Below are 12,350 nucleotides of genomic sequence, written 5' to 3' on the forward strand. Positions count from 1 at the left end.
GAAAGCTAATAACATTAAAAGGTGATTTATTAGATGGATATGCTCATTGTGAACATAAACGCACATCGAAGGAACGCATTTTATCGCTTAACCAAAATCTCATGGCTGCGGCATGAACTCTGAAAAACCAAATCGGGCTGACTAACATTTTATTGTTAGACAGCCCCCGTAAACGTATTCTGAGACGGTTATTTGAATGTAATATTGTATTCCCGACAATGGTGGAAAAACGTGCTGATGTTTATAAAGTCATGGTTGGCTATGCACCAGTCGAATAATCGGTCGCATTCGGTCGGGTAGTAATCGGAGTGCCATTGGCTCACCAAGTGGAATAGTCGTCGCCCTTCTTCCGGTCCGAACTCGTTGGCAAGTGCCTGCCCGATAGCTCTCCATACTTTATAGCCGCATGTGATGTCTATTTGTCGGTCTGATATTATTTTTATACACGCATACACTCTCATTTTGGTATCTACATCCATGGAGGCCGATCGGTCGTTTTTGCAGGGTACTCCGTAGTCTTTGTTTATGAGGTTCAGGTACGGAACGGCATTCGGATTAAAGAACGGTTCGGGATCATAGCTTGCGACACGCAGACGGGTGACATCGCAGCAAGTTGAATCTGCGTACAAATGGATTTTTGTCCGGATTTCGTTTATAAGTGCAAAATACTGCGCCCGGTGCCTCTCTGGATAGGCTATTCGGAAAACAAGACATAGACCGTTACCTCCGACGGATAGCCCCGCGTAGCACAGGCTACTGAACTTTTCAGCTAATAACTCTTTAACACGGGACCATCTTCCCTTGACCCCGGGATTATCCTTGCCGTCAATATCTACACAGATGTAACGGCTATGCCGATGCACGAGCCTTTTTCGGGCTCGTGTATCGAATATTCCGGAAACGGTCACACAAGGGAGGCGGAACTTCTTTATCTCTTTGCGGACCGCCGGATCCTGCGTTTCCCGATAAATATGCACGATGTCTTGGTAATCCGAGCTTAATAAGAATTCCCAGAGAGATATTTCCTCGATTGGAACGACCGAGGTCATGTTCTCGAAAAGAGATACTTTAGGCGATGGGATCCCCGCTGGAATCCGAACGACGGTGTTTGTCATAAATTTTGAGTATGAGTTATTGGAATTACTCCTGTTTGTATTTAAGATTTGTTGCGATAAATATTTGCTATCTTCCATATAATTAGCATTTTGCATTTTGAGTTCTTGTTCACTTATTGCCTGCTTATTGTTCGGTTGTCAGATATTTCGATCCGGCACTTGAATGGCGCGTGTCATCGTTTGATTTTACTATCTGCCTTTCCTGCGAACCGATCCCCGATCGCTTTATCGTATTTCTTGGAGCTGGCATCGATCAGTCGTTTCCACCCCACGAAAGATTGCATGATTCGGGTCGGAGTTCCTTTTGGGGGCATTTCACCGTATAGCGCATAACGCGTTAAAACTTTATAAGCTTTATGCTGAAGACGTTCAGGCATAAGTTCGATAGCTTCGTAAAATGAGATGAGGAATACAAAGCCCTCTCTCGGTTTCCTCTTTCGCGGCTTCGCAGCCTCCTTTTCCTGAATTGCGCTCAATTCTTCTTCCGTTACATTGTTCAATGCCGCCAACGGGTCTAAATTTTGGTTTGGTTTCATAACTTTGATTGTTTAGTGTTTAATTTGGTTATTACAGTATTGTTCGATCGTCGGGTGCGATTCGCTTTGCAACCAGTCGAGAATCTCCTCGCGCAGAAAGTAGAGACGCCTTCCGCCATGCTCCGGCTTGCGAAACGGAATCTTTCTATCGCTCGTAAATTTGTAAATCGTCGCCTTGCTGTATCCGGTCAGGCGCACGACCTCCTCGATGGTCATTACTTGCTCGGTCGGAGCTTGATTCGTAGTAAGATTACCCAAGATTCGGTCGATGCCGAGAATTTCTTTCAGTTGTCCCACGGTCAGCATTGCGATCGGAGTGTCGTCGGTAATTTTTGTCATGATCATATTGCTTTAAAGTGTGTTTCTATACTGAAATATGATAATAGAATATACATAGGGTCTAAGATGAAAGCACCCCTGCGAGAGAGCTATTCCGCAGGGGTACTTAATGAAGATGATGAATTTAATGAACGATTAAGCCCGTATAGGTCAATGAGAATGGTCGGAGTTGCTGGGCGTGTAAATAGAGGGGTCTGAATATGAGGTCTCGAAAATCTATGTCGTCCTCATCCGTGCTTTCGAAAAGCCGCCTGAGGGTCGTGTATATCCGGTGCATGGTCTGATCCGAGGTGGCTCCGACCTCCTGCTTTATGGATTTTATGGACAACAGATGAGGTAGCTGGAACTGGGGGAAATGATTCTTGCAGAAATAAAACAGCATGCCGGTATAGAGCCAGTATCGGAGGTCCGTCCGCGTCCCCTGAAGGACGGTCCCCGTGAAAACGGAGACGGTCTTCCCGCATTGCGGGCAACGCAACAGCAGCGGATTTCTTCTCCTCAAAGGTCGTATGAGCCGGATATTACAGTCGGGACAATAGGTCGAGTGCCATTCTGTATAGTAGGCAATGGCCCTCGTTTCATCCGGAAGCAATGCTGAAAAGGTTTGATAGCTGAACGGAATTTTCATCGTAGTTTATTTTGAATCGTAAATTTGTACTTATAGTACCAAAGGACAAATTAAATTAACCCGCGGCGGCTGTTAGAGAACTTTCGCCGCCTCGTTGATTACTCCGTTGTCGAAGCCGTCGAGGTAGACGTTCGTGGTTTCCAGATCGGCATGGCCGAGCATCTGAGAAATCACCTCGCGCGGGATGTGGTTGCGCTGCAAGGTCATGGCCGCCGTATGGCGGGAGACGTAGCTCGTCAGGTGGAAATCGATTCCGAGCTCCTCGGCGAGCAGGCGCAGGTATTTCTGGTACTTGCTGTAACGGGTCCGAATGTGCATGTAGAGCCGCTCGCCCGTATAGCCGGAGCGGGTGACGATCGGCAGCAGGAAATCGTCCACGGTCGGCGAGGCCGCTTGCAGGCTCCCGATCAGTTGCCGGATTGCGGGCGTGATTTTGATAGAAATCGGTTTGACCCCTTTCTGCCGCTTGATCTTCTGCCTCTTGTAAACGATATAGTCGCCGTCCTCCATCTGTTTGATATGGGCGGCCGTGAGCATCGTCATGTCGATGAACGAAATGCCGTAACAATAGTAAGAGAATAGAAACAGCTTGCGGGCGTATTCGCATGGCGGATTGCTGGCCGCGATGCTTTTGAGTTTCGACAGCTCGTCGGCAGGCAGGTAGCGTTTGGCGGTCGCCTCTTCGAGTTTGGAGACCTCGAACCCGGCCTGTCCGAACGGATAGGGCGCCGCCGAGCCGATACCCTCCGTATTGGCCCGGTTCAGAATGGCCCGTAATGCCTTGAAATAGAATTTGCACGTGTTGCCGCAACAGCCCAGCTTTTGAAGGAACATATCGGATCCCCGGGCATGGCGCAGGTCGATGTCGGAGAAGAGGCGTTGATCCAGCTTCCGGTCGTAGCTTCTCAACATGTCCTGCGTCTGTTTATAGGTTTGCGAATTACCGATATGCCCCGTCGCGTGCGGTTCCGCGATGCGGTCGGTGAAATAGGCGTTGAACTTTCCCTGCTTGGAGGTGTTCAGAAAGGCGTCCTCGAACTGGTTCAGCGTCCAGTCGATACCTTCGATCTCGAAGCGTTCGACGATCTCGCGGGCGCGGACCTTGTATTTCGCCAGTAGCGCATTGTCGGCCTCGCGCCGTTTGTTCTTGGCTTTCTGCTCGGCTCTTTTCAGGTTGCGCAGGATGATGAACTGCTCGCCTGCTTCGTTCCAATATGCAGGATCGGCGTAGAGATCGAGCGCGATATATTTGCGCCGCTTGTTCTTGGTGATACACAGCCTGACCGCATAACGGCCATTGCGGTCGGCCTTGTCGTGACGACGGGGAAACCGGATGGAATAAGCCATAGCTTTGCATAGTTTTTCTTCTTGATTCGCTGATAGTTATCGAAATGTCATACGACAAGCGAATGAAGATACTGTCAAAGCTGGATTCGATAGATCCGGCCGAAGCACTAACCGCCTACCCGAGAATTGCAGAGTATGATGCGATTACTAAATTGCCCATCTGTCGTAGACGAGGCAATAATAATAGATCGATGGAGCGATTGCAACTATTTTTCGGTTTTAATTGTAGGCCTATTGATAAATCTGTACATTGTGGTGTTAAAATAGTGGATTCGCATTTGTATAGATCAAAATATCGAGATTTTTGCAAAATCTCGATATTTTGATATTTTATTCGTAACTCTATTTCCTCGGTTCGGTCTTATGTCGGCGAAAGGGTGTAATTACTTTACTAAAGCAATTATTCTATTTGCATAATCTGAATAAAATAATTATTTTTGCAAAAAATGATATTTCTATGGCGAAGATTATAAATCCATTCATCGTGACCGGAAAGATCGCTCCGGAGTATTTTTGCGATCGGGTAAGCGAATCTGCCCGGCTTGTCAAGTCGGTAACTAACGGTAATAATTTGATTGTCATATCACCGCGTCGTATGGGGAAAACAGGACTGATTCAGTTCTGTTACGACAAGCCGGAAATCGGTAAGGAGTATTACACCTTTTTCATCGATATTCTGCATACGTCGAGCCTTCGCGAATTTACCTATCTGCTCGGTCGGGAGATCTACGAAACACTCCTGCCTCGCAGTCGTAAAATGGCGACTCTTTTTATTCAGACGATTAAATCCATCAGCGGGAAATTCGGGTTCGACCCCATCTCCAATCTACCTACTTTCAATGTCGAGTTGGGAGATATCGAGCGGCCCGAATATACGCTCGATGAGATTTTTCAATATTTGGCTCATGTGGACAAGCCTTGCATCGTAGCGATTGACGAGTTCCAGCAAATTGCCAAATATCCGGAGAAGAATATAGAGGCTTTGTTGCGGACTCACATCCAAAGGTCGGAGAACAGCCATTTTATCTTTGCCGGGAGCGAACGCCACATGATGCAGGAGATGTTTGCATCAGCCGCCCGCCCGTTCTACCACAGTGCCGACATGTTGGAGCTGAAAGCCATTCCTGCGGAGATTTACATTCCGTTTATTGTCGGGCATTTCGAGCGGCGCAACCGTTCGATAGCCGCCGTCGATGCGGAAAAGGTTTATACGCTTTTTCAGGGGCACACCTACTATATCCAAAAAACCTTCAACGAATCGTTCGCCGATACGCCCGAAGGCGACGAATGTACGTTGGAGACCATCCGGGCTGCCATCGATAATATGATTGCTTCGAACGATACGATTTTCCGGGAGATTCTGTCGAACATTCCCGAAAAGCAGAAGGAGTTGCTTTATGCCATCGCTAAGGAGGGCGAAGCCGAGCGTATTACATCCGCCGATTTCATCAAACGCCACAGTCTTACTTCGGCCAGTTCGGTACAGTCGGCCGCAAAGAAATTGCTCGAAAAGGACCTCATCACCGAGATTAACAAGGTTTTTTCTGTAACCGACCGATTATTTGCCATGTGGATAAATAAATTATATGGAAATAATCTGTATCTTTGAATATGAGAGTGCTATATATGACTGGTGAAAATATAGTAAAACCATGCTTAAGATGGGCTGGTGGAAAAAATTGGTTAATCAAATATCTTCCTCAGATAATAGGAGATATCGCATTTGATAATTACCATGAACCTTTTTTAGGAGGTGCTTCCGTATTTCTATCAATCAAACCTTCACAACAAGCATTTTTATCTGATCTTAACGAAGATCTTATAAAAACATACATTGCTTTAAGAGATTACCCGTATGATATAATTAAAGTTTTATGCACATATTGCAACGATAAAGATTCATATTACAAAATAAGGAGTGAACATCCCCAAGATGAAATAACAAGAGCGGCACGTTTTATATATCTAAATCAGACTTCATTTAACGGTATATATAGGGTGAATCTCAAGGGGGAATATAATGTTCCCTATGGATTTAGAGAAAAGGAATTTCTCAATGAAAAATCGTTATTAGATGTAAGCAACGCACTACAGAATGCAATTCTCAGATATGGGGATTTCGATCTTGTAAGACAAAATATAAAGCCTAATGATTTGGTGTTTTTGGATCCGCCATATACAGTCTCGCATAATAACAACGGGTTTATCAAATATAACCAAAAAATATTTTCTTTGGAAGATCAGATTAGGTTAAACTCTTTGATACAATATATCAAAAAAATTGGAGCATACTATATTCTTACAAATGCTGCCCATGAAACCATTAAAAAAATATTCAATAATGGAGATTGGTGCATAGAATTGAATCGTGCGAGCCTAATTGGGGGAATAAATGCAAAACGGGGTCAAACCAAAGAATATATTTTTACCAACCTTATAAAATAAGAGACATGAAAGAAGAGACCAAGCAAAATATTCTCAATTCATTGGTTTCAGGGAAATCCTTAACAACCGTGCTCTCGGCAAAAGCGAAAGAATTTATGTTTGAGAGTGTGCAGAATGAATTGGTGACCAAATATGAAACTGATGGATGGGTGGTCTACAAACGTTATAAAACATCTATTAGAATGCAAAGGCGGAAACCAATGGATATGGCATTTGAGGATGACGTTTGGACTCTTTTTGCACGCATGGGATTCTCATTCCTCAATAAAGATCGGAACTTTAGGTTACCATATAGTAACGATGAAAAATTAACCCAGCAAATAGATATATTTGTTGCGGATGAGGAAACCATATTGATAATTGAATGTAAAGTTGCAGGGAATCCTAAGCAGAGTAACTTCAAAGAAACTATAGAGGCGATAGGAGGTAAGAAAGAAGGATTGATAACTACAATTCAACAGTTATTTCCTGATACCAAATATAAGATTAAGTTCATTTTTGCCACAAAGAACTATTACTTGTCAGAACAGGACAATGCACGATTAAATAACTATGGTATAATTCATTTTGACGAAGAAACTCTTAAATATTATCGGGAGCTTACAAAGCATTTAGGGACTTCAGCCAAATATCAATTATTAGGAAGTATTTTTGAAGGTCAAACGATTCCTGAATTGGATAACCGAATACCTGCCATTAAAGGTAAGATGGGAGGATATACTTATTATTCCTTTTCGATTGAACCTGAAAAGCTACTCAAAATAGGCTATGTTTTGCATAGGAACAAAGCTAACAGAAAACTCATGCCTACATATCAACGTTTAATTAAAAAGTCAAGACTAAAATCAGTTCAGAACTTCGTTGATAATGGAGGCTTTTTCCCGAATTCAATAATTATAAATATTGATACAAATGGAAAATCGGTTAGATTTGATAGTGCTGGTAATCAGGTAGAAAAAAGTATTTCAAGGATAGGAATTCTTCATTTGCCAAAAAAATATCGATCTGCATATATTATTGATGGACAGCATAGGCTGTATGGTTATGCAAATTCTCCATATAAAGCGACAAATTGTATTCCAGTAGTTGCTTTTATTAATTTGGAGAGAACGCAGCAAGTCAAATTATTTATGCAGATCAATGAGAACCAAAAGGCGGTTCCCAAGAATCTACGGAACACCTTAAATTCCGATTTGCTATGGAATTCAGAAAATCGAACGGAACAAATTAAAGCATTAAAACTTCAAATTGCCTTGAGCTTAGGAGAAGAAATGCAATCCCCACTTTATGATCGTATTATTATTGGAGAAAATATTAAATCGGCAACGCGTTGTATAACGATTGATACTATTAAAGTCGGTTTGGACCGTGGAAACTTTTTTGGGACATTCGATAAAGATTCTATCAAAACGGATGGAACCTTCTATAAAGGGAATAATGATGCGACATTAGAGAGGCTTTTCCCTTTTATTGTAGGTTGTTTTGATTATATAAAAAATAATTTACCAGAAGAGTGGGCAAAAGGAGATGCTGATGACGGTTTTTTAACAATAAATGCCAATATCGAAAGCCTGCTTCGTTTATTTAGCGATATTGTCGATCACATTGTTAAAGCAAAGGGTGTAAACCCCAAAGTTGATTCGACACAAAATGTCATGCAGGAAATGGTATTTTATTTGGATCCAATTATAGATTTCTATAAAAATCTGACATCGGAATCTAAAATAGAATTAAAGAAAAGCTATGGTATAGCAGGGCGAACAAAAGTTTGGAGGATCTTGCAACGCGAAATATCAAAGGTCCGTTCTGATTTTCATCCGGACGGATTAGATAAGTATTGGAAAGATGAAGACAAACGATATAATGAAGATTCGTTCAGATTTATTCGGGATATTGAAACCTTTATGAAAGAGGATTTTAAAACTAAATTAGAGCAGGTTTATGGAAGCCAATGGTTTAAAAGAGGTGTCCCCAAGGCCGTCTATGATAAAGCCAACCAATTAGCATCTGAAAAGAATTATGAAATTACAGATGTATCTGAGGAGTATTCCCCATGGGATTGTTTAACCCTCATAGACTATAGAAGAATAGCCACTTATGGGAGCAACTGGAGAGATATATTTGAAAAATATTACACCAAACCCGGAGAAGAGAAAGGTGGAAATAAAGAAGCCAAAACAGAATGGATGCAGAAATTAGAACGCATCAGAAACAATAACTTTCACACATATAGTGTAAAAGAAGAAGAGTTTGAGTTTTTATCAGAATTGCATAAATGGTTAATAGAAACTTCTGATTAGGACTTAATTTAGTTAAATGATGGGGGCAAAAGGTAAAAAATTTTGGGGTAAATGTTTGCTGGCAACACGGCTAAAATTGATGTTCCGCTTTTTTTCAGTTCGAATATATAAGGTTGTGATTCCATGATTTTATCAAAAGATCGTAGGCTATGAGCGAGATTGAGATCAAACAAATGCAGGAAAAAATCGACGCAGGCATTTTGCTTGCCCAAAAGCGTCTGATTGAAAAGACCAAGAAGGAGGACGGCAAACTGGTCGTCGTGCGCGATGGAAAGGTCGTGCGTATCAAGGCCCGCGATCTGAAATAGGAAACTTGGGTCGGTTGTCCGAATGAATAATCCCCGGCATTTTCGGATGTCGGGGATTCATTATTTCTCTATGGGATCATCTATGTATTTAACGCATCGGCTTAAATTATTCTAAAATTAGAATTTTAAAAATAAATAAATTATTGTATATTAAAGAACTTTTTTCGTCAATAAAGGTTAGAATATGTGTCCTCGAGTAATGGCTGCATGAAAAGATATTTAGAATGTCACGACGATATAATTAATATAATATGATAGCTGAGAAGCGATGTTAAATGGTGATTTATTATTTCGTATATGATATAAAATAGTGTGCGCTATAGTCTGTTAGTGGTTTCTATAAAATAATTATTATGTCACAACAAATTATTTCTAAATCGGCTATTGATAGGGCAGGGAATATTCTTGCTAAGGAAAAATTTAAGACATATGAAGAGTGGGTGGCTGCAGATAAGATTTTTGACGATTTTAGGCAAGCACATTTGCAGCCGTTAACATCTACAACTATTGCTATTCAGAACTGGTTTAGGTCAGATAACGCTACATATATTATAGTTCAAAGATTAAAACGAAAACCTCAAATTTTAAAAAAATTGAGAAGGTTGAATACTCGTTTGACTCAGCTCCAAGATATTGGCGGTTTGAGGATAGTTGTCGATCAAAATAGTGATGTAGACCGACTTATTGAATATATTACAAGTAAATTAAAACAACAAACATCTATTATGAGTGCAGGTCCGATAGCGGAAACTGGGGCAATACCTGTTAACTCGTGAACTTCACGATGCTGCTGTTATTCCGTATGTCGATCAAGGCTATCGCCCTATATTTATATATCAGTAAAAAGACGGTTTTGATTTTGTTGATATAATTCATGTGATTCTGAACAAATTGTTTTTCGGCCTGAATAATCTTGCTCATATCTATTTTCCCGTATCGAACATTCATTTTAATCAGTTCGAGCCTCTTGTCGAGCAGTTCCAACAATGCTTTGTCTTCTCTTATTTCGGATAGAAGTATCTCGACATTTCGAAGATCATATTTATAGGAGGCTAAATCGTTTTTCTTCGTCGTCTCATACTGAAGATCCGATTTGTGTATTTCTTGTAATACGATATTTTTATTGATCTTATTCGTCCCCCAATTGAATAACGGGACAGATAGGGATAAAATGACATTAAACCGCCGGGATTTGGAGTCCATAAGGGCCGAATAAGTATCCGCCTGCGAGTTGATTCCTCCTCCAATCGAAAGCGAAACAGACGGTTTGGAATCTATATTGATGTCTTTTAATTTCCGTTCATTCTGCAATATATCGTATTCTCGCGACAAGTCCGTTGAGTATTGCATTGCCAAATCGATGACTTTCATCGGATCGAAATCGAATCGATATTCGTCCAAACAAGCGGGAGAGAAATCGACCCACAATTCGTTTGTGTTGCGAATGTTCAGATAATCCATGAGCCTCTGTCTTGCAATGGATATATCCATATCGTTATTATTATTCAGCGCTTTGTAATATTCGATCCGGGTTTCTAACAGGTCCTCTTCTGAGATTCGGCGCATTTCGAATAATTTGACAGCACGTTTATAAACATATTCCGCAAGTTCTAATACAAATTGATTCAATTCAAGACGACGCTGCTCAATATAGAGCGAAAAGAAAAGCTCGATGACCTCTCCCTTTATATACTCTTTTCGTTGAATCAACTGTATATTATCAATCGTCTTTTGTACCTCGTATAATTTTTTCTCCCATTTGTATTGATTGTAGCCTGTAATCTTTTGGCTATACGTAAAATTTATGAGATTCAGGTTATAAGATATGCTATGCTCCGGATGGAAGTTGTCCAATCGGTCCAATGCCGAGGATAGGGACAACGTACCGCCCGTAAATGGGATCAGTTGCGATACGCTGAGTCCGACATTGGCGCTCGAGTAGAACCTGTCCACATATTTCTCACTGCCGTCAGCCAAAGTTACGGGCGAAATATTATTGTTCAGATTAGGCAACGTCGCGCTCAAATTTATTTTAGGCAGCACCTTGATTTCGAACAATCGATCGTTGTAGCGTGCAATCGTCGAATCAGCTCGGAGCGTCTCATAATCGTTCGAATATTGAGACAACTCTATCGCTCGATCCAATGTCAAGTACATTTGAGCAAAAGACTTTTGTTTACTCGATATCACTATGAACAGCAGAATAAAGAGCATTCTCATGTTTTAACTTGTATTTTGCTTTTTATTGTGGAAATTTTATCTTCAGCCGTGAATGATCATCAAATAATAAAACGTACCCTTCACCACGGGCCGAATCATGTTGCATAAGCTCCGAAATACCTCCATGCATATGATAACGTCGAACTCGGGGTATGGGCAGATCGATGTTTTCTAAAGGAATTTCAAGCATTTTATCGTTGTCATATGCTCCCAATAAAAATAAATCTTCGGTCTCTCCGTAGTCTGTTACGAGAAAATCATTAGGAAATACGATCTCAAAAAAATAAGTATAGCGAGAATCAAGAAGATGAAATAGATGCGAATATTTATTATACAATATTGCATTCCCTCGAATTCCCGGATACGAGATGAACGAATTTCGTGTTGCCAAAAAGGGCAAGCCGTCTGTCCAATACAAAATTCCCAAGAAACCGTCTTTTTTTTCATAAATCTTGAAATCGGATGTTCGAGGTCTAAATTCCGGATATAGTTGTTCGTATTCGAAAAATTTCTTAATAGGATGATATAAAATTTTATTATTTCCGTCCAAGATGATTCCTCTGCACCAAAGCGTAACTTCATTCCAATACTCGTCTCTCTTGCATTTGTTCGTATAATCGTAAATATAAAGTTCTTCGGTCGGATGACGGGATTTGGATATATATCCATCGGATAAGAGGCGATCCAAAATCCTCGAATCGATATGTGTTTCATCTAAATGAAATAATATCGGTAATTGGGAGCGTTGGATATGGACAAATGCGTTTTCAGCATCCAGCATACCCGCCCATACGATTTCTCGCGAATCATAAATTTCAATGTGCGGCAACGGATCGTTGTCGGGAAGATTGACGATAAAATAGATCAATCTTCTGCCAAATACCTTATTATGGATATTCAACAGCCGTGGAGCCGTATCGATATATTTTCTATCGACGATTACTCCCGTTTCCTCCGCTGTTTCCCTAATTGCGGCATCGAGAGGGCATTCTCCGTCGGATATGCCGCCTTTGGGGATCGATAGACGGCTTTTGTCAGGATCGCATCTCTGTTGCACTAAAAGTACACGATTCCGGTGAATGATCAATAGACCCGCTGTAATACGCATACTT

The 12,350-nt window shown here is 41.3% G+C and carries 12 protein-coding genes; 5 read left to right on the plus strand and 7 right to left on the minus strand.

Annotated features, from left to right (window positions below; genetic code table 11):
• Nucleotides 1–188: 188 nt before the first annotated feature.
• The 5 genes from BN3659_RS03640 to BN3659_RS03660 form a co-directional block, all read right to left on the minus strand.
• A complete protein-coding gene (locus BN3659_RS03640) occupies nt 189–1,193 on the minus strand; it encodes a BT4734/BF3469 family protein (RefSeq protein WP_171847690.1) in 1,005 nt (334 codons plus the stop codon).
• 95 nt (nt 1,194–1,288) lie between these two features.
• Nucleotides 1,289–1,651, minus strand: a complete 363-nt coding sequence (locus tag BN3659_RS03645; RefSeq protein ID WP_141682477.1) for a DUF6291 domain-containing protein — start codon at nt 1,649–1,651, stop codon at nt 1,289–1,291.
• Nucleotides 1,652–1,663: 12 nt separating this feature from the next.
• Nucleotides 1,664–1,990, minus strand: coding sequence for a helix-turn-helix transcriptional regulator (locus BN3659_RS03650; protein WP_091534700.1), 327 nt, complete (start codon nt 1,988–1,990; stop codon nt 1,664–1,666).
• A 124-nt stretch (nt 1,991–2,114) separates the two neighbouring features.
• Complete coding sequence (locus BN3659_RS03655; protein WP_141682478.1) at nt 2,115–2,618, minus strand: hypothetical protein; 504 nt, start codon at nt 2,616–2,618, stop codon at nt 2,115–2,117.
• 72 nt (nt 2,619–2,690) lie between these two features.
• A complete protein-coding gene (locus BN3659_RS03660; protein ID WP_091534661.1) occupies nt 2,691–3,965 on the minus strand; it encodes a site-specific integrase in 1,275 nt (424 codons plus the stop codon).
• Between the two features lie 457 nt (nt 3,966–4,422).
• Here BN3659_RS03660 and BN3659_RS03665 point away from each other — a divergent pair, with 457 nt between their 5' ends.
• The 5 genes from BN3659_RS03665 to BN3659_RS03680 all read left to right on the plus strand — a co-directional run bounded on the left by BN3659_RS03665 (nt 4,423) and on the right by BN3659_RS03680 (nt 9,794).
• On the plus strand, nt 4,423–5,574 hold the full coding sequence (locus BN3659_RS03665; RefSeq protein WP_091534663.1) for an AAA family ATPase: 1,152 nt from the start codon (nt 4,423–4,425) through the stop codon (nt 5,572–5,574).
• Nucleotides 5,575–5,591: 17 nt separating this feature from the next.
• Nucleotides 5,592–6,410 (plus strand): DNA adenine methylase, encoded by an 819-nt coding sequence (locus BN3659_RS03670; RefSeq protein ID WP_091534702.1) that lies wholly within the window; start codon nt 5,592–5,594, stop codon nt 6,408–6,410.
• Between the two features lie 5 nt (nt 6,411–6,415).
• Nucleotides 6,416–8,710, plus strand: coding sequence for a DGQHR domain-containing protein (locus BN3659_RS03675; protein WP_224757895.1), 2,295 nt, complete (start codon nt 6,416–6,418; stop codon nt 8,708–8,710).
• A gap of 149 nt (nt 8,711–8,859) precedes the next feature.
• Nucleotides 8,860–9,018, plus strand: coding sequence for a hypothetical protein (locus BN3659_RS13065; protein ID WP_171847691.1), 159 nt, complete (start codon nt 8,860–8,862; stop codon nt 9,016–9,018).
• A 353-nt stretch (nt 9,019–9,371) separates the two neighbouring features.
• Nucleotides 9,372–9,794: a nucleotidyltransferase family protein gene (locus BN3659_RS03680; RefSeq protein WP_091534665.1), complete on the plus strand. Its 423-nt coding sequence runs from the start codon at nt 9,372–9,374 to the stop codon at nt 9,792–9,794.
• Here the strand turns inward: BN3659_RS03680 and BN3659_RS03685 are convergent.
• Nucleotides 9,784–11,238: a TolC family protein gene (locus tag BN3659_RS03685; protein WP_091534666.1), complete on the minus strand. Its 1,455-nt coding sequence runs from the start codon at nt 11,236–11,238 to the stop codon at nt 9,784–9,786. The genes BN3659_RS03680 and BN3659_RS03685 overlap by 11 nt on opposite strands.
• Nucleotides 11,239–11,260: 22 nt before the next feature.
• Nucleotides 11,261–12,346 carry an NUDIX domain-containing protein gene (locus BN3659_RS03690; protein WP_091534668.1) on the minus strand — a complete coding sequence of 362 codons (1,086 nt, stop codon included), beginning with the start codon at nt 12,344–12,346 and terminating at the stop codon, nt 11,261–11,263.
• Nucleotides 12,347–12,350 lie beyond the last annotated feature (4 nt).

Source organism: Alistipes sp. CHKCI003, from assembly GCF_900021155.1.
GTDB lineage: Bacteria > Bacteroidota > Bacteroidia > Bacteroidales > Rikenellaceae > Alistipes > Alistipes excrementavium.